15 protein-coding genes are annotated in these 18,108 nt (G+C 48.5%); 4 read left to right on the plus strand and 11 right to left on the minus strand.

Annotated features, from left to right (window positions below; genetic code table 11):
* Window positions 1-185: 185 nt before the first annotated feature.
* Entirely contained in the window at window positions 186-1,751 is a 1,566-nt protein-coding gene (locus tag A8707_RS13990) for an alpha/beta hydrolase (RefSeq protein ID WP_068817864.1), read from the minus strand.
* A gap of 476 nt (window positions 1,752-2,227) precedes the next feature.
* Between A8707_RS13990 and A8707_RS13995 the strand changes: the two genes are divergently transcribed.
* Window positions 2,228-4,078, plus strand: coding sequence for a PmeII family type II restriction endonuclease (locus A8707_RS13995; RefSeq protein ID WP_068817865.1), 1,851 nt, complete (start codon window positions 2,228-2,230; stop codon window positions 4,076-4,078).
* Between the two features lie 15 nt (window positions 4,079-4,093).
* Here A8707_RS13995 and A8707_RS14000 read toward each other — a convergent pair whose 3' ends face one another.
* From A8707_RS14000 to A8707_RS14025, 6 genes are all read right to left on the minus strand, one after another.
* The gene (locus tag A8707_RS14000) at window positions 4,094-5,338 is read right to left on the minus strand and encodes a Zn-dependent hydrolase (protein ID WP_068817866.1); all 1,245 of its coding nucleotides are present in this window, start codon (window positions 5,336-5,338) and stop codon (window positions 4,094-4,096) included.
* Window positions 5,339-5,340: 2 nt separating this feature from the next.
* Window positions 5,341-6,150, minus strand: coding sequence for an ABC transporter permease (locus A8707_RS14005; RefSeq protein WP_068817867.1), 810 nt, complete (start codon window positions 6,148-6,150; stop codon window positions 5,341-5,343).
* Entirely contained in the window at window positions 6,150-7,007 is an 858-nt protein-coding gene (locus A8707_RS14010; protein WP_068817868.1) for an ABC transporter permease, read from the minus strand. Before A8707_RS14010 ends, A8707_RS14005 begins: the two co-directional genes overlap by 1 nt.
* A 132-nt stretch (window positions 7,008-7,139) precedes the next feature.
* Window positions 7,140-8,843 (minus strand): iron uptake porin, encoded by a 1,704-nt coding sequence (locus A8707_RS14015; protein WP_068817869.1) that lies wholly within the window; start codon window positions 8,841-8,843, stop codon window positions 7,140-7,142.
* Between the two features lie 106 nt (window positions 8,844-8,949).
* Window positions 8,950-10,266 carry an ABC transporter substrate-binding protein gene (locus A8707_RS14020; RefSeq protein WP_068817870.1) on the minus strand — a complete coding sequence of 439 codons (1,317 nt, stop codon included), beginning with the start codon at window positions 10,264-10,266 and terminating at the stop codon, window positions 8,950-8,952.
* 82 nt (window positions 10,267-10,348) lie between these two features.
* Window positions 10,349-11,518, minus strand: a complete 1,170-nt coding sequence (locus tag A8707_RS14025; protein WP_068817871.1) for an ABC transporter ATP-binding protein — start codon at window positions 11,516-11,518, stop codon at window positions 10,349-10,351.
* 340 nt (window positions 11,519-11,858) lie between these two features.
* Here A8707_RS14025 and A8707_RS14030 point away from each other — a divergent pair, with 340 nt between their 5' ends.
* Both A8707_RS14030 and A8707_RS14035 read left to right on the plus strand, forming a co-directional pair.
* Complete coding sequence (locus A8707_RS14030; RefSeq protein ID WP_331711720.1) at window positions 11,859-12,596, plus strand: GntR family transcriptional regulator; 738 nt, start codon at window positions 11,859-11,861, stop codon at window positions 12,594-12,596.
* Between the two features lie 42 nt (window positions 12,597-12,638).
* Entirely contained in the window at window positions 12,639-13,037 is a 399-nt protein-coding gene (locus A8707_RS14035; protein WP_068817873.1) for an allophanate hydrolase-related protein, read from the plus strand.
* Between the two features lie 25 nt (window positions 13,038-13,062).
* Here the strand turns inward: A8707_RS14035 and A8707_RS14040 are convergent, their stop codons facing one another.
* From A8707_RS14040 to A8707_RS14050, 3 genes are read right to left on the minus strand one after another with little or no spacing between them, the layout of a single operon-like run.
* Window positions 13,063-13,794 (minus strand): aspartate/glutamate racemase family protein, encoded by a 732-nt coding sequence (locus tag A8707_RS14040; RefSeq protein WP_068817874.1) that lies wholly within the window; start codon window positions 13,792-13,794, stop codon window positions 13,063-13,065.
* A gap of 39 nt (window positions 13,795-13,833) precedes the next feature.
* Window positions 13,834-14,739, minus strand: coding sequence for an allantoinase PuuE (puuE, locus tag A8707_RS14045; RefSeq protein ID WP_068817875.1), 906 nt, complete (start codon window positions 14,737-14,739; stop codon window positions 13,834-13,836).
* 41 nt (window positions 14,740-14,780) lie between these two features.
* Window positions 14,781-14,996: a transposase gene (locus A8707_RS14050; RefSeq protein WP_068817876.1), complete on the minus strand. Its 216-nt coding sequence runs from the start codon at window positions 14,994-14,996 to the stop codon at window positions 14,781-14,783.
* Between A8707_RS14050 and A8707_RS28175 the strand changes: the two genes are divergently transcribed.
* A complete protein-coding gene (locus tag A8707_RS28175) occupies window positions 14,996-15,175 on the plus strand; it encodes a hypothetical protein (RefSeq protein ID WP_156518573.1) in 180 nt (59 codons plus the stop codon). The two genes, A8707_RS14050 and A8707_RS28175, sit on opposite strands and share 1 nt — an antisense overlap.
* A gap of 318 nt (window positions 15,176-15,493) precedes the next feature.
* Here the strand turns inward: A8707_RS28175 and A8707_RS14055 are convergent, their stop codons facing one another.
* Window positions 15,494-17,947: an HD family phosphohydrolase gene (locus tag A8707_RS14055; RefSeq protein WP_068817877.1), complete on the minus strand. Its 2,454-nt coding sequence runs from the start codon at window positions 17,945-17,947 to the stop codon at window positions 15,494-15,496.
* Between the last annotated feature and the right edge of the window lie 161 nt (window positions 17,948-18,108).

Genomic DNA, 18,108 nt, shown 5'->3' on the forward strand with positions numbered 1-18,108 from the left:
GAGAGGGATTTTGAAATCCGGCTCCCTTCTCTCTCCTAAGCTTGGCAGAAGGAAGCCCTCCCCAGCCCTTCTCCACAAGGAGAAGGGAGCCAGAGAGTCAAAGTCCCTCTCCCCAAGGAGAGGGATTTAGGGTGAGGGCAGACTCTCTGCATCTCACAAGTTAATTAGGATTGCTATAGTCTTTGTTATTCAGGAACCCGATCGAGTTCCAGCCGATACGTTCCGACAAACCCTGTGCCGCCGATATCAAACTCCCAGCCGTCTGCCACCCGCCGCATCAGAGTCGCACTTTTAAGAGAGTCATCGCCGTCTGCAAACTCTTCACCTGTGTAGAGATAAAGCTGAAGCGTCGGCTGCAAAATCGCCCGCACATAATATTGTTTGGCGAACACAATGTTGTCGGAGAAGCCAACCCCAAACAAGTCGCGTTCGCTCACATAAAACTCCATTCGCATCACGAGATCGGTTTGAGTGGTGCTAGCTGCGCTGTTGAGATATCCTTCCCAGATCAGTTGATTGGCATCTGCCCACGGGAAGGAAAGAGTCCGATCGCTAAAGTCTCCGGTGCGAAACGGACCATAGCAGTTTTCAGCGTCTCTACTTTGATGAAACAGCTCAAAATCTACGCCACGCGGCTTAATCGACACACCAAAGAAAAACTCGCTTTTGCCAAACAAGTCAAACCCGCGCTTAACCTGTGCCTGAACTTGACGCAACCGCACATGGATGTCGCCAAAAAAGAACCGCGTCGCCACTTCAAATGACTCGCGGGCACTTACTAATGAATCAAACCCGCCATGAGGTTTGTGCACAAATGTTCGAGGTGCCCCCGGAATCTGAGCAAAGTCTTGTTTGACTAATCCATCGCTGCGGTTATAGTTCATACCAAACTCTCCAGCAACCGAAAACATCCGATTGAGTGCAGACGCAGCGACATTGTTATATGCCTTGTAGTTGGTGCCCACGATCGTGAGTAAGCGATCGAGCGGAAAGCACTTGCCAAAATTTTGATAACCCGCATCATTGTTAGGGTTTGCCTGACTCTCAGGGTTGAAATGCTCTAGCTCATCTGCCGACTCAATGCCCAGCCAACGCAGATCGCGCAGCACTTGAAACGCAATTCCTTTGTGCGGCGTTCCTAGCGTGACGACTTTGTTAATCGCTTCATCTGCCGCTGTGATGCCCCGCTTGGGGTAAGTACGCTGAATTGCTTCTCTCACAATTAGCCCACCCATTGAATGAGCAATGATATTCACTTTGGGTTTAGTGCCGTGTTTGATCTCAGCCAATGCCCGAATGAAATCGATCAGCCGCGCCAACGCTTCGCCATATTTTGCAAACTCTCGATCGCGCAAATCATAATAGCGAAACACCCACAGGCTATGACACGGGTCGTCTTTAGACTGCAATAATCGCAGTGCCATTGCCGGGTCGATAATCACTTTTCCCTGAAAGAAACTCGGATCAAACGCCTCAAGCGCCGCCGGAATGACGGGAGGGGCAGACAGATCGCTGCCATAGTAGCCGATAACATTGGTGGCATCCTGAAATCTCCAGTCCGATTTCATAAACCGCAGAATCAGCCCCTCATAGATATAATTTTCGCCCCGCTTTTGAGGATAGACACTGCCATCGTTGAATCCTTGATAGGTCATCTTACGTTCATCGACGGTATCGGTTCCTCCAAATCCGCGCACTAAAACGATCGGTAAAGGGCGACGAGTTGCAGCAGACCACACAGGATTTGACATAGGTTTGACCTCTCACAAGATGAATTAAGGTAAACAATACTCAGTTAGTTTGTCACTAATAGCTACAGCGTAAATGCAGCCATTACGGAACTATTTTGTTCTATCGTTCCCGATATAACTCGATCGTCAGCGACAAACTTCACAGGATTGAGTAGCCTGCCTGATTTCTAAACTGGATAGAGTCGATCGAGCCGAATCAAGGTTTGTAGCAGCATATTGACCCCTTGGAACCGATCTGGAGAGTCCGGTTGATTCCCTAAATTTCAAATGGCTTAAATTACAATTAAATTTTTTCCAAAATTGGTAGAATTGTATTACTGTAGTCTGTTGGAACTATACGCATTGAGTGAACGAAAGTCTTTCTTGTAGCGCTGCCCATAGCGCACTTACACTCTTTATGGTAGGATATAGTGCTACATAGTCTACTACTTACAAATTTGACTGAAGATCTATTTCAGTCTAAAAGGTTTAATCATATGGTGGAAGCAGCACTAGAACTTTTTGACACTGAGAAGATAATTGTTCGGGATTTGGGGTCAATAGATCAAGATGATCCTCAAGCCTGGGAGAACAAGATTATTTTCAGCGACTGCTTAGAAGCATTACAAAAGATGCCATCTGAAAGTGTCGATTTGATAATAACCTCGCCTCCATACGCTGATAGTCGAAAAAAAACCTATGGTGGAATTTCTCCAGATGAATATCCTGACTGGTTTCTTGCAAGAGCTTTAGAGCTGAAAAGAGTTTTAAAGCCAGAAGGTTCTTTTATTCTTAACATTAAAGAAAAAGTTGTTAACGGCGAGAGACATCCCTATGTATTGCGTTTAATTTTAGGGATGCAGAATCAAGGATGGTTATGGACTGAGGAATACATATGGCACAAAAAAAACAGTTACCCTGGCAAATGGTCTAATCGTTTTCGTGACTCTTGGGAGCGCTGTTTGCACTTCAATAAGCAAAAAAAGTTCAAAATGTACCAGGAGACCGTTATGGTTCCTATGGGCGATTGGGCTAAGTCACGCCTCAAGAAATTAAGTGAAACTGATAAAAAACGTGATAATTCTAAAGTAGAGAGTGGGTTTGGCAAGAACATCTCGAATTGGTTGGGGCGTACTACAGCTTATCCAACTAACGTTCTACATTTAGCAACGGAATGTGGAAACAAAAATCATAGTGCCGCATTTCCTAAATCTCTTCCATCCTGGTTTATTAAGTTGTTTACCGAACCAGGCGATGTCGTACTCGATCCTTTTCTTGGTTCTGGAACATCTTGCATAGTAGCCAAAGAATTGGGTAGAACCTATATAGGTATTGAAGTAAAAGAGGAATATTGCAACCTTTCAGTCTTCAACATTGGGCAAGCAAAGGTTGATGCTCAGACTGTAAGCTATGCCATTGAAGATGACAATTCTCAGTTAGGAGATAGCGTTTCTATGTCTAATTCAATCTACCAAGTCTATTATGACTATCTAGCAGAGAATGTTCTTACTCCTTTTTATGAAAAGAGATTTGAGAAATTAAGAAAGCTAAAACTCCAGGATGTTTTAAGACGCAAAAATCCGTATTTGTTCAAAGCGAAAAATATAGAGTTAGCCGGAGACTTCGTGAAGAGTATTGTTGATGCTTATCTCTCTTCGCAAGAAGAAACCATTTTTGGAAATTTGCTAGAAGATTTTGCAATATTTGTATCATCGAGATTGCACAAAGGCTTCAAGTCTAGCTTAAAGAGTGTTGACTTAGAGTTTGAGAGAAACGGTTGTTATTACATAGTGGGAATTAAGTCTGGAACTAATTGGGGCAATTCTGACCAAATTAACAGAATGAAAGACAACTTCAGAAAAGCCAGGAAAATTTTACATGAGCGTGGAGTACATCAAGAAATCGTTGCTGTCAACGGCTGTATGTATGGGAAAGACAATAATCCCTTGAAAGATAAGAAACTGCTCAACAAGAAATTTGTAGATGAAGAGCCAGATAAAATTTATTACAAACGTGCTGGTCAAGACTTCTGGGAATTTATATCTGGAGATGAGGATCTCTATCAGGAAATAATTGTACCGATTGATAAAGAAGCAAAGAGAAAGGATGAGTTGTTCAGAGCCACCTATGTTGCAAAAGTTAATGAAATGACATCGGACTTTGATTGTTACTTTATGACTAACTATCAGATTGATTGGGTCAAACTTGTGGACTATGTATCTAAGCGAGGTGAGGTTCTCCTAAAGCCTTCGCAAAACCAAATGATCTTGACATTAGAGGAAGGCTCTGATTCCGAGGAAGTCTTGGATTTGTCCGATGCTCTAGATTTTGAAGAATTTGAGGATTAAAAGTGTAGATTTAAACTAAACCGGATACATCAGATCGAGCCGAATCAAGGTCTGTAGCAGCATATTGACCCCTTGAGCGCATTCTTCGGGCGAGGTATATTCGTCTTCGGCGTGGCTGATTCCGGCCTGGCTGGGGACGAAAATCATGCCCATGTCGGTGATTAGCCCCATTTCTTGAGCGTCGTGACTGGCGCGGCTAGGCAGATGGCAATAACTGAAGCCCATTTCTTTGCAGGTTTGCTCGATCGCCGTTTGAATGCGAGGAGTCGCTAGAACGGCTTCGGTTTGCAGAATCGGCGTGATCGTGATTTCAGTTCGGTTCGACTTGGCGATCGCCTGTAGCTGCTGCTGAAGCTGCTCGGATAATAAGATCAGATGTTCTTGATCAACGTCACGCATGTCGATCGTTAACTCAACCTGTCCCGGCACGATATTAGCAGCGTTGGGAAATACGCTTAACGCGCCGACCGTCGCTACAGAGGAACCTGAAGAACTTTTTGCGAGATGGTTCACCGCTAAAACGATTTGAGAAGCCGTCACGAGTGCATCTTGTCTCATGCTCATCGGCGTAGTGCCTGCATGGTTCGATCGACCAATCACCGTCACGATATAGCGATGTTGTCCGACGATTCCTTCGACGACTCCAATTTGCTTCCCGTGGTGTTCTAAAACGCCGCCCTGCTCGACGTGTAGCTCAACAAATGCAGCGATGTCAGCAGCATTGCGTTTAGCAGTAGCGAGTTTTGACCAATCGCCGCCAACTCGCTGAAGACAGGTCTCGATCGAAGTGCCATCGTCGCGCCGATAGTATTCGGGTTCTTTAAAAACGGTGCCTGAGATGGCTTTTGCACCAATCATGCCGCCCTCTTCGTCAGTGAAGACCACCACCTCAACGGGATGGTCGAGTCGAATCGAGTGTTCGCGCAGCACTCTGACCACTTCAATCCCTGCCAAGACTCCTAGCGCTCCATCATAGCGTCCGCCTGTCGGAACCGTGTCAATGTGAGATCCCGTCATCAGGGCAGGGGCATCCGTTTTTTGCCCTGCATAGGTGCCGATGATGTTTCCGGCTGCATCAATTCGCACGGTCATTCCGGTTTCCTGCATCCATCGCTGTACAAGCTGACGCGCCGAAATCACCTCTGGACTGTAGGCAATGCGACACACGCCGCCGTTGGGGAGTTTCCCGATCGTAGCGAGTTCGGCAATCGTTCGGCTGAGACGATCTTGGTTAATGAATGGTGCAGTAATCACAGTCATGGCTATTCACTTTGACGACGAGAGAAGAACTGAATTCCTATCAATGCTACCCCAATCAATAGAAAAGAGAATGCAGTCGTTAACGTTCCTAATGCATAAAGCGATGGAGATGTGACGTTTGTAGTCATGCCAAAAATCTCTAACGGCAACGTATTTTTCTCACCCGATATTAACGACGTGCGAGTAAATTCGTCATAGGACAATGTAAAGCCGAATAACGCAACTCCGATTAGACTCGGAGCAATGAGCGGCAGTACAATCTCCCAAAAAGTTTTACCGTCTCCGGCTCCTAAATCGCGCGCGGCTTCTTCATAAGTAGGATTGAAGCGATTAAACACGCCGAGCATAATTAAGAATGCGAAGGGAATCGTCCAGGTAAGGTGTCCAGCTAATGCGGACGAATACCACTGACTTTGAATTCCTAATAGACTAAACACAATGCCAATGCCTAATGAAATGAGAATGCTCGGCACAATCAGACTCGAAATGGTCAAATAGAAGATGAAATTAGAGCCAATAAACCTGCGGCGAAATGCCATTCCGGCTGAAACGCTGATCACGACCGTGATGACCATCACAAGCAATCCTAGCAGCAGCGATCGCTGAAAGGCTTCGACAAAACTACCGACGCGCTGTTGACCAAACACCGATGCCAGCCAATAAAAACTAAAGCCACGCATGGGAAAGGTCAATTGCCCTTCAGGACCTTGAAGCGACAGCAGGAAAATGGCGGAAAACGGTCCGTAGAGAAATAGCACAAACAATCCGAAGAAGGCAGACAGAAAATAGAACGATAAGGGACGTTTCTTCATCACAACTCCTTGCGAATATCAACGACACGCAGAATAGCAAACACCAGCATCAACGTGATGATTAATAAAATTACCGCATTCGCTGCTGCTAAGGGATATTGCAAACTGCCGATTTGATTTTTGATTAAATATCCGATCGACGACGATTGTCCCCCGCTCATCAACCGCACGGTGGCAAACTCGCCCATGACGAGCGTGACGATAAAAATAGTTCCGATCGCGATCCCAGACGACGAGAGCGGCAGAATAACCTCTTTTTGAATCTGAAAGGCTGAGGCACCCGCATCTTCAGCAGCAGAAACGAGCATCCGATCGATTCGCATCATGCTGTTAAAAATTGGACCGATCATAAACAACACATACAGATGCACCATCGCCAACACGACTGCGAAATCTGAAAACAAAAACATTTCAACAGGTTTATCCGTAAAGTGCAGCGCCATCAAACTTTTATTGATGACTCCCTCACGTCCTAAAAACGGAATCCAGGAGATCATGCGAATGATATTTGAGGTCAAGAATGGAATCGTACACACCAAAAACAAAATCACCTGCCAGCGCAGTGTTTTGACGTGAAACGCTAGAAAGTATGCAACCGGATACGCAATCAGAATGGTAAAAAACCAAACTAATCCGACAAACTTAAACGTATTGAGATAAGTAGTCAGGTAAACTTTAGACGCGAAAATCGCCTGATAATTACTCAACGTAAAGCCAGGAGTCATCGAATAGCCGTTGAATTCCCAAAAACTTACCGCCACGATCGTCAGAATCGGAATCACCAGAAATAATAGCAGCACGATCGTCTGAGGGGCGACCAATAGATAGGGTTGTAGCGTTCTCCAGTTTTTCAACATGGTAGGGAAAGTGGCAAAGAACAAAAAACGTGCAGACGATGCTCAGTCTAAAATTTTACAGAATTGCCATCCGCTACATCCGTCACAAAAGCAGGATCAGGTTTCAGCAACTCGATCCTGCTGCCAAACCCTTTAGAAGTTAAACGTAGTCCGAATAACACCTAAATAGATAGTGTCGTTTGCACTGTTGTGTTCTGGATTCGCAATCAGCACTAGCCCAGGCGTAATGCCCACATGATCGTTTATCGTATAGCGGTAAAACGCCTCAACCTGAATCGAGGTATTGGGATCTTTGAAGCCAGAAAGATCGTTCGAGGTGGTTTTAGACGGCATTCCGACGATCAATCCACCTAAGTTGCCTTTCTTGCCCAAGTCAGGAAACGCCAGCGCCACTGCCCAAGCTTGAATCGTTGCACTCGCGCCCTTGGTCGCTCCGCCTTGAGACTTTGCGTCACCCAAATAATACCAACCACTCAGGCTAAAATTGGGATTAAACCGATATTCTGCCTCGACTCCATAGCCATTTGTGATCACGGGAGCCGCGCCAAACGGAAACGCCGAATTTTGGCTACCAAAAAAGCCACCGGGAGGCGCATTTCCGCTCCCATTGTCGTAAGCATTTAAGTAAGTCAACGCTACCGCTAAACTGTTGTTTGGACGAAAGGTGATCTGACCCAATGCTCCATAAGGTCCACCTGTTAAACCTGTCTTTGGATCGTTTGCGGTCGGAGTGCCTGCCAAATAGCCGCCCCCAACGTTAATAGAATTGCTGAGATTGTAGTTAAAGCCCGCTCCACTTACGCCACTCGGAAAGTAGATCGGACTCCGCAAGCTGAAGCCCGTCAGCACCGTGTCATAGTCTCCGTCCAACGGGTGCAGCGTGGGCACAAACAAATCTAAAAAGCCGAACGCTTCTAAATAGGCAGTGCCTCGATCGCCGATCGGGAACCGATATTCAAGCTGGTTAATCGATACTGAGTTGCCACTTGCTGACTGAAACGCCAGCTTTGAAGAAGTCGCGCCCGTTGCATCCGCGAGGCTCGGCGTGTTCCCGGCTTGCAGACGAGCGATCAGTTTGTCGCGTCCTGTGAAACTGCTAGTTAGGACTAGACGGACTCGATCGCTAAAAATGATGTTGTCATTAACTTTAGTTCGCGGTTGGGCAGGCACGATCGTCGGACCCGGTGCCCCAGATTGTCCAGGTGGTCTCGCCACCAAGCCAGCGCTCGAACTGACGGCTTTATTGCCTCCAAAGGCACCCAACACACCAAACACCACATTTCCTATAAGTTTGGTGGTGGTTGAGAATTGTTGTTTCTCTAAGGTCGTAGTTCTGGCTTCTAATGAGTCCACTCGACCGCGTAGCGTTGCTAATTCGGCGGCGAATTCTTCTTGCAACCTTTGTAGCGTTGCCAAATCTTCTTTTTTGACGAGATCCGCCGTCGATGCAGCGATTAATTCATTGACTCGATCGAGACACGAATTCAGTCCCGCTGCGAATTCATAGCGTGTCAGTGCTCGATTACCGCGATAGGTTTTATCGGGATATCCTGCAATGCATCCATAGCGTTCGACCAGCGATTGCAATGCCTGAAATGCCCAATCTGTCGGGCGTACATCAGAGAGCTGCGAGATCGATGTAACTTGTGATTCGATCGCGCCATCCTGGGAATATTGGCTGACTGGTTGCAGCGATTCAGGTTGGCGATCGATCGTGACTTCAGTCTCTGTTTGAACGGTTGGCGCTTCGGCTGCAAAGACAACCTGAGACAACAGAACCGAACTGAACACAGTAGAACTCAGACCCAAGGCAAGCTTGAGAAAACTCGTCGTCATGATTCACTCCACACACAAAATAAAGTAGTTAGACCAATTTTTTTAGGTGCATCAGAAACCCCCTGACCGCACCGCTGATATCGCTCAAATCAATGCATCTTGATGATCACGCAGCGATAAATTCGTTCCACTTTTGAATCAGATAAGTTTGCTCTTTCATGACTGAGTTCCAGCAAACCACGTTGCCCAAGCGCTCCTTGAATGAGCCGCCATCGCGCACCGCGCCTTTAGACTCAATCTTTTTGCCGAACGGATCGATAATGTCGATCGCCGCAGGTTTTCCTTCATACCAAAAATCGGCTTCTTCGGGCTTCATAAATTTCTTGGCATTGTCAGGAATCGCGCTGTAGTAGCCTTGTCGTCCCAAAAAGCCGCCCACCCAGCCGTCTAGCAGCCAGTTGAGATATTCGTAGGCTGCGTCTAAGTTGATGCCCGACAGGTTTTTAGAAATGCCCACTCCGCCACCCCAGCCGCGATAGCCTTCTTTAAGCGGACCATACACGCACTTTAACCCTTTGGCTTTCACAGCAGTCACCGCAGGCGACCACATCGATTGCAAAACCACTTCACCTGATGACATCAGATTGACCGACTCATCAAACGACTTCCAAAACGCCCGAAACTGACCCTCTTTTTTCTTTTGAATCAGCATCTCGATCACTTTGTCGAGTTCTTCTTTGGTCATGTTGCCTTTGTCGCCAAACTTCATCATTCCAGACGCTTCCAGCACCATCGCGGCATCCATAATCCCGATCGAGGGGATATCCAGCAACGCCGTTTTGCCTTTGAACTTAGGATCAAATAACTCTGCCCACGACTGAATTTTGCCGCCCGTTAAATCAGGACGATAGCCCAGCGTATCGGCATTGTATTGAAACGGAATCAGCGTTGCCCAATCGGTCGGCGTGGCTGAAAACTCTTTGGAGTCTTTGTCTTTGAGATACATCACTTTACTGGGTGACGTGCCCTGAGACGTGTTGACAGGCGCACCCTCATAAAACTTCCCAGTCGTGAAAAACGGCACAATTTTGCCGAATTCTTTGATGCGTTTAACGTCGATCGCTTGCAGGTTGCCCGACGGAACCACTAGCGGCAAACTAAAATATTCGCCGTCAAACATGTCATATTGACCGGGCTGCGTAATCGCAATCTGGTTATTTTCCTCGGTGCTGAGGGCGCGTAATTGCAGCTTAAAGCCGAGGTCTTTTTCTGCCTGCTCTTTGATCTCGTTGATTTGGGCAACCCCTGTGCCAATAAATCGCAGCGTGACATCTTTGATTTTATTGGTGATGATTGTCGGACCTGTGCCCGTCGATGCGGTGGGCGTAGAAGTCTGATTGTTAGCGCTACAGTTGGTCGTGGCGAGAAAGGCTCCCGCTGCTAGACCCGTTTGAATAAGTTTACGTCGAGAAATATTTGTCATTGCTGAGATAAGGGTAGAGAACAAAAAGGGGTGAGAAGCGAACGAGATATTCCGGTGTGAGGGAAGACTGTGACGAAACGAGCTAACTCGGCAGAAAAACGCACTCTTCAGCCGACCAGCGCAGCGCGATCAGTTGCCCCTCCTGCAGCGAACTGGTTGACCATTCATCGGTGCGGACTTTGTAGAGCAACTCCTGCCCCGTTTTTTCCTCCATGAGTGAAACGCGCGTCACAAATCCTGTTAGCTCGACTGCCGTAATTCTTGCCTGAATAGAGTTTGGGTAGGGAGACGGCTCTGCCGAAGGAAGCTCTAAGTGCATCAGATCAGCCCGAATTGAACAGGCTCCGATCGCGCCCACTTGAGAGGCGTGTCCCCGACAAAACAGAGGACCGATGCCGTCTACGTCTAGCTCGATCAAGTCGCCGCGATTAGTGTCAGAGGCAATCCGGGCAACTTTGCCTTGAAAGATGTTGTTGTCACCCATAAACTTGGCGACAAACTGCGACGTGGGCGTGTGAAAAATTGTAGATGGGGTGCCGACTTGCTCAATTTGACCTTGATTCATAATCACGATGCTGTCTGAGAGTGACATTGCCTCATCCATGCCATGAGTGACTTGAATAAAGGTCATACCAAACTGCTGCTGAATTTTGCGAAGTTCGCCCCGCATTCTCACCCGCAAACTCTCGTCTAAAGCGCTCAGCGGCTCATCTAACAGCAACACTTGAGGACGTGTGACGAGCGCCCTTGCCAGAGCAATGCGCTGCTGCTGCCCGCCGCTCAACTGGGTGGGTTTACGATCGCTCAAATGACTTAACCCTACCAAGTCCAAAATTTCTCCGACTCGGATACGCCGCTCACCCAGCGGAGCCTTTCGCATTTTTAGCCCAAAGTCTACATTGTCCCAAACGCTCTTGTGGGGAAACAGCGCATAGCTCTGAAACATCATCGCAGTGTCGCGCTTGGCAGGCGGCAGGTGACTAACGCGCCGATCGCCGATCAGCACTTCTCCACTCGTCACATCTTCGTGTCCCGCAATCATTCTGAGGGTGGTGGTTTTGCCGCAACCACTCGGTCCAACCAGGCAGCAATAAGTGCCTGCTGCAAAGTCTAGAGTCAAGTTTTCGACCGCGACAAATGCGCCATATTTCTTAGACACCGATCGCAGCGAAACGCCTTGAGTGCTGCTAAATTCCTTCTTAATTTCAGGGCTTGCTGCGATCGTGTCAAGACTAGGAACTTCTGTGGTCATGGTGCCTCCAGCCAGGGTTGGAATGGATAAGGTAAGTTAAGCCTTTCACACAAAACTCAAAAAAAATGTGACAATTCATGCAAAAAAATCTGTAGAAGGCAAGCAGCTATCAGTCGAACCGCTCAAATCAGCTAATCTCCTGAACTTAAACTCACTCGGTCGTTTTCGCTGTACACTGTATACAACGTGAACAAACAGATTAATGTGTCCTCTTATACTTTTTGTGGAAAAGGCTTTTTAGTCTGATCAGTTTACGCCAAACGGATATTGCCAATCATCTGCACAGGCTGTTAGAACCAGACAGCGACTCGCATCCGCTTCAAAGGCAAGGAGTAACACTTTGACTCGATTTTCCCACAATGCACAAGAGCCGATGGCAGCGATCGAGCGCAGTTTATCGCTACAAGAGCAGACTTATCAAGCGCTGCGAGTGGCGATTTTGTCTGGAGAGTTAGCTCCCGGAGAACGCTTGATTGAGACTCAGCTTGCTCAACGATTGCAGGTCAGCCGAACTCCGATTCGAGAAGCTATTCGGCAACTTCAGCACTCTAATTTGGCAACGATCGATGCCAGTGGAACGCTGCGAGTCGCGACGTTTTCTAAAATCGATGCCATTCAGCTTTACGACTGCCGAATCGCGTTGGAATATCTGTCTGTCACCGGAGCCTGCGAGCGAATTACAGCCCTTCAGTTAACAGAGCTAGAGGCATTCGTGACCCAGGCTGAGAAAATGATGCAAAGTAAGTTTTCTCAACTGACTAATTTTCAATTATTGGATTTAGACTATCGATTTCATCGACTGTTGGCAAAGAGTTCTGGTAATCTGTGGCTGATGTCTCTATTAGATCAGGTGTTTGACCAAATGGCGCTGCTGAGAATTCAAACCATGCAGCAAAACCCAGAGGTTTTAGAGGTTTGCACTGAGCATCGGCGGATTTATCAGGCAGTCGTCGATCGAGATACTGATACGGCAGTTCGAGCGATCGCAACTCACTTGATGGCGAGTAAAGAGCGCGTTGTTCAAGAGGTTGAGCAGTTCGTTCAGCGCTCTAGTCATCAATCTAGACGCGAGATCTGAAGGACTTGCGCCGCACATTTTTAGCTAACCAAAGGTGACGTGATGACCGAAACGAGTTTAGGGGTGAAACGAGTCTTTATTTGTGGGTCGGCACTCAAGGGGCAACCCGACCATGCAAATCTTCAGTCTGCTAAGTTTATTCGACCTGCCAAAACCCGTGCGCTTTATCGTCTCCACTCGGCAGCAGATGGCTGGCACCCAGCGATTTATCAGGTCGCAGAAAATGGGGTTAGCATCCCCGGCGAGGTCTATGAGTTAACGATCGAACAATATGACTACTTGGTGTCAACTGAGCCGCCAAATATGTATCCGAGTGATGTGATTTTAGACGACGGAGAAGTGGCAACGGCGATGCTTTACCCTCGTGAGCTAGTTGAGAAACATGGCTGGTTAGACATCTCTGACTTGGGCGGATGGGCGGCTTATAAAGCCACTCAGTAGATAGAATTTTGGGCGTTGAATGCCGCTACAACCCAAACCGATCGAGCATTCCAGTATAGGGTTTAGCGATCGGAAATTCCAAATCCCCAGCTTTACTGGTTCCCAGCCCCAACCCGACGAGCGCTTCGACAAATTTCACGCCTGCCGTTACGCCATCAATCACGGGTGCGCCGATGTCTTGGCTGATCTGGGCAGCGAGATCTGCCATGCCGCCACAGCCCAACACGATCGCGCCCGATCGGTCTTCTTTAAGGGCTAGACGACATTCTTCGGTAATGATTTTTCTAGCATCAGATCCTTCAATATCGAGATCCAAAACGGGCAGATCTGTGGCGCGAATGTTGCGGCAAACGCGAGTCATACCATAGGCTTCAACCAGATGTTGAGCGATAATGCAGGTACGACTGAGGGTGGTGACGATCGAGAACCCCGTTGAGATAAAACTGGCAGCGTGCATGGCGGCTTCAGCAATGCCAATCACGGGACAGCGCGTGATCTCACGAGCCGCAAGCAAGCCCGGATCGCCAAAACAAGCGATTACATAGCCATCCATGCCGTCAGCATCGCCTTTACGAATTTCGTCTAACACTCCGATTACGCTCAGGGCTTCGTCGTAGTGCCCCTCGATCGACACGGGACCCATCGCAGGATTGCACGCAAAAATCTCAGTTCCGGGAGATGCCACCGCGATCGCAGCTTCGCCGATTTTGCGCGTCATCCTAACGGTCGTATTGGGATTAATGACCTTAATTTTCATAAGTTCAACAAGGCGATATCAATAGAGCTTTCATTAACATTAGGGTTTGTGATACTGATGCCAATGGTGAGCGATATCAATGCGACGACAGAGCCACACTCGATCGTGTTTCTGCACATAGTCCAAAAACCGTGACAAAGCCGCTGCCCGTCCTGGTCGCCCGACTAATCGGCAATGCAATCCTACGCTCATCATTTTAGGTGCAGTTTCGCCTTCCTCGTACAGAACATCAAAGGCATCTCGCAAATAGGCAAAAAACTGATCGCCAGAGTTAAACCCTTGATTAGTGGCAAACCGCATATCGTTATTGTCCAACGTGTAGGGAATCACTAAATGAGGTTTGCCATAGTCATGAATCCAGTAGGGCAAATCATCAGAATAGCTATCAGAATCGTAGAGAAATCCGCCTTCTTCGGCAATTAATTTACGACTCACGGGGCTGGTGCGCCCGATATAACAGCCCAACGGACGATCGCCCGTGACACGCGTGTGAATCTCGATCGCTTTGTGCAAATGATCTCGCTCTGCGTCTTCGCCAAAATATTTATAGTCGATCCATCGATAGCCATGACTCGCGATCTCCCAATTTGCCTCCAGCATGGCAGCCACCACATCGGGATTGCGCTCTAACGCCATCGCCACCCCATACACCGTGACCGGAATGCCGCGCTGCGTAAACAGTCGATGCAAGCGCCAAAAGCCCGATCGACTTCCATATTCATAGCAAGATTCCATATTCATATGACGCAACCCGTTGAGCGGAACGGCTCCCACAATCTCAGAGAGAAACGTCTCAGACGATTGATCACCATGCAAAACGCAGGTTTCTCCGCCCTCTTCGTAGTTGATCACAAACTGCACCGCGATTTGCGCCTGATGTTGCCATTTTGGATCGGGGGTCGTGCGCCCATACCCAATCATGTCTCGTGGATAGGTTTCTGCCATGCGTTGTGCTGAATAGATTAAGAGAATGTCTGAGAAGACTATCAAGCAAGTCGTCGCAGCATTAATCGAATGTTGGCGATGTAAACAAACGCTTCTGCCATCTCCGGCAAAATCTCATAGTCCTTACTCAAGCGACGACACCCATTGAACCAGCCAAACATGCGCTCCACTTTCCATCGCTGGGGCACTGGCACAAACCCCTTGACTTTATCGGTGCACAGCACGGTTTCAAACACCCAGCGGTGTCCATCACCCATTGGCTAAAGTCCGCACCCATATTGCCCCCATCGACCCAAACCACTACCAAGCGACTGACCTGATGCCGCACCTGTTGAATTGGCATCCTCACCGTCCTAAAGGAGCGGTGATTCCTCACCACGCCACAAACCACGAAGTGGAAAAGTGGTCGCTGAATGGGGTTAACAGTTCAACGTGAACAACATCCAAAGAGGTCTTACACTCGCTCCCTGTCCGGTTTAAAGTCTCGGAATGCTCTCCCGCGACTATCAGAAAGAAATTGGTTGTTTTTTGGTGTCTTCAGCATGGTTCATCCAGTGGCTTCAGATTCTTTCCCTCTTACTGGCTCAGGCTCGGTTTCAACACTCGATAGTATATGTATCGCTGCAAACTTAGGTGGGCATTCCAACCGCCTCAACTATAGCAGGAAAGCCGCCCTGCACGTTGTTAAAGGGCGGGGCTTGTATCCCAATTTTTCGGTCATCAACTAAGTAGTTACGGATAATTCAGGAAATCGCTATTTGGCGGTCAATTTAGGATAAGCAATGCGCTGGTGATTAGATTGTTGCCAGACTTGGACGAAGACTTGCCCGATCGTCGTCATCTCTTCTCGCGTTAAACCCGATTCTGCGAGTTGCCCATCTTGCCAACGGGCGCGCAGAATTTTGTTAATCATATTCAGCGCATCATCAGGCGTGGCATCTTTGAGCGATCGCAGTGCCGCCTCACAAGAATCTGCCACCATCACAATGCCCGTCTCTCGTGATTGAGGCGCAGGTCCGGCATAGCGAAAATCGTCGTCGTTGACCGATTTAGTTGGATCTTTCTGCGATAGCTGCTGCGCCTGATGATGAAAATAAGTGATCAGCATCGAACCCTGATGCTCTGGAATAAACGCCTGAACAACTTTCGGCAATCGAGCTTTGCGCGCCATCACAATGCCCTCGGTGACGTGCTTTCTAATAATCGCTGCACTCTTCCAAGGGTCGTTAATTAAGTCGTGTTTGTTAGGTGCGCCCATCTGGTTTTCGATAAAGCCTTTGGGGTCGTGCATTTTGCCGATGTCGTGATAGAGCGTTCCCGTTCGCACGAGTTCTACATTGCAGCCTAATTCTCGTGCGGCGGCTTCGGCGAGGGTTGCGACAAACAGCGTGTGCTGAAAAGTGCCCGGAGTCTCGGCAGCGAGTCGCTTGAGCAAAGGGCGATTGGGATTTGCCAGCTCGACCAGGCGAATGGTGGTGACTAAATCAAACAGATTTTCGAGATAGGGACTCAGCCCGATCGCCACCACACTCCACGCCAAACCCACGAGCGCATAGATGGCGGTGGCTCCTAGCAGACCATACCAACCCATCCCTGATGCCACGCTGAGAATCAGAAACAAAGCACCTTGAGTTAAGCCAACAGCAACGCCCAACAGGGCAAGCTCTTCCCGCGATCGCAGCCTGCCGCCAAAAAAAGCAGCCAGCAAGCCACCCGCCACGCTGGGCAACCAGTGGCTAACCCCAAGCGTCATGCCCATTGGCAACAGCCCACTCACTAGCCCCGTGAGGGCTAACGCCATCGCAGACCCGTAGAACGTGCCCATCAGCAGCCCGATCGCAGGCAAGTTTGTAGACGGAACTCCTAGCGTTACCAGCAGAGGAGTGCTGAGGGTTAGCAGCCACACGAGAACATAATCCCGGTTTCGCAAACCTTTGGCATGGAATCGCCGATCGACAAACCAGAACAACCCCACTGCCCCACTGACTACCACTCCAAACGCGATGAAACCTACCCAATTTGTCCCTCTGAGACTGAGATTAAACGAGTCGAGCAGCACAAATTCTCGTTCAGTGATCGGTTGTCCTGCGCTGACAATCACTTCACCCTGCCGAACTGAGACGATTTCTGGCTTGACTTCTTGAGCCGCTTGCTCTGCCTTGAGTTTGCTCTGCTCTTCATCTTTGATTAGGTTAGGTTGCAGCGTCGTCAGCAGCAGTTTGGCAGAGATCGCTCTCGATGGCGAGATGCCAGCCTGAACTTGCAGATTGACGGCATTTTCTAGCAGACTTTGAGGCAAGCCGGGAGAAATCCCCTGGGCGAGAATGCGCTCGGTTGCCTGAGTGGTTTGAAGCTGCAACTGCTCCCATTCAACATCAGACAGCTCTAAAAGAGAAGCATCGTAGACGTTGCCCGATTGAGTCATTGCTGGATCTCGCAGCGCAGCGATCGCGGCGGCATAGAGTCGGCGTGTCTCGGTGACTTTGTTGAGCAACGCGGCAAGGGTTTGAGAAGTGCCCGATCGCCGATAGGCTTGCAGTTCTGCGATCGCTTGCCCTTGAGCAGGATTGGCGATCGTTAGATTAGGGATTGGAACAGCAGGTTTGCCAGGAACCTGTTTAGTCGGTGCCTTTTCCTGCAAGGCAGCTAAGACTCCTCGCCACTCTCCTTCTTCAACCTGTCGCAAATAGCGCTGCGTTTGGGTCGAAAGCGTTTTAGTCTCTACAAACGGATATGCCCCCGCCAGTTGCCGAAAGGCACTTCCTTTGGAAAATGCAGCCTGTAAGTCTTGATGAATCTGGTCGTTGATTCTCGAATCTGCCGTCAAAACGGTGATGGCGATCGTCCGTGCCGCTTTGCGTTTTTCTTCAGTCGCTTTCGTGTCAATGACGTTGGCATCGGCAGGTGCCTGAATGGTTTGAGGCGAAATCTTGCCGACGTTTAGCTGGGGCTGATCATAAAATCGCTGCCCAAATGCGCTGGTGATTGAAATGACGGTGATAGCAACGACGATCGTCGGGTGCGCTCCCTCTCGAACGCTAAATTGTTTTTGCAATCGCTTGCTGCGCTGAGACAGATTTGCCGATGCTGGAATCGATGACAAAAGCAAGCGCGGCAACCCTAAATTTAAAGCCTTTTGCTGCAAAAACCTGCCAGAACCGATCCATATCTGTTGAATTCGTCGCGCCAAAGACTGAGGAGATCGCATAGATGCTGACGGGTGAGGTGATTCGGAATAGCCAAATCGAAGCGAGTGGATTGAAGCGGGTGATCGATTCAGGTACAGAGCGAGTTTCTTATACAACTATCATGTTTCTTTAAATTTCATATTTTATCTACAAGGTTCGGTTTAAATATTCGTTCAAGAAA

Source organism: Phormidesmis priestleyi BC1401, from assembly GCF_001650195.1.
In the GTDB taxonomy this organism is placed as follows: Bacteria; Cyanobacteriota; Cyanobacteriia; order Leptolyngbyales; family Leptolyngbyaceae; genus Phormidesmis_A; species Phormidesmis_A priestleyi_B.